This is a genomic window from Arthrobacter sp. P1_D4, from assembly GCF_056406115.1.
In genome coordinates this window covers 1-392 of record NZ_JBFUAU010000059.1, presented here as the reverse complement: position 1 = coordinate 392, position 392 = coordinate 1, and the positions used below count along the sequence as shown (strand labels likewise).

The following is a 392-nucleotide window of genomic DNA, read 5'->3' as shown; positions in this document are numbered from 1 at the left end:
ATCATGGACGTCGTCAACGCCGAGCAGGCCCGCATCGCCGAAGACGCCGGTGCCGTGGCCGTGATGGCGCTGGAACGCGTTCCGGCCGATATCCGCGCCCAGGGCGGCGTGTCCCGCATGTCCGATCCCGACATGATCGACAAGATCATCGCGGCCGTGTCCGTGCCCGTGATGGCCAAGGCCCGGATCGGGCACTTCGTCGAGGCGCAGGTCCTGCAGTCTTTGGGCGTGGACTACATTGACGAGTCCGAGGTCCTGACCCCGGCGGACTACACCAACCACATCGACAAGTGGAACTTCACCGTTCCGTTCGTCTGCGGTGCGACCAACCTGGGCGAGGCGCTGCGCCGCATCAACGAGGGCGCGGCGATGATCCGGTCCAAGGGCGAGGC

Annotated in this window: 1 protein-coding gene; it reads left to right on the top strand. The window is 66.6% G+C overall.

The genetic code is table 11. From position 1 onward, the window contains the following. Window positions 1-392 (top strand): beta/alpha barrel domain-containing protein (locus AC1D0A_RS22005; RefSeq protein ID WP_476946846.1); only part of this gene is annotated, 392 nt, incomplete at both ends.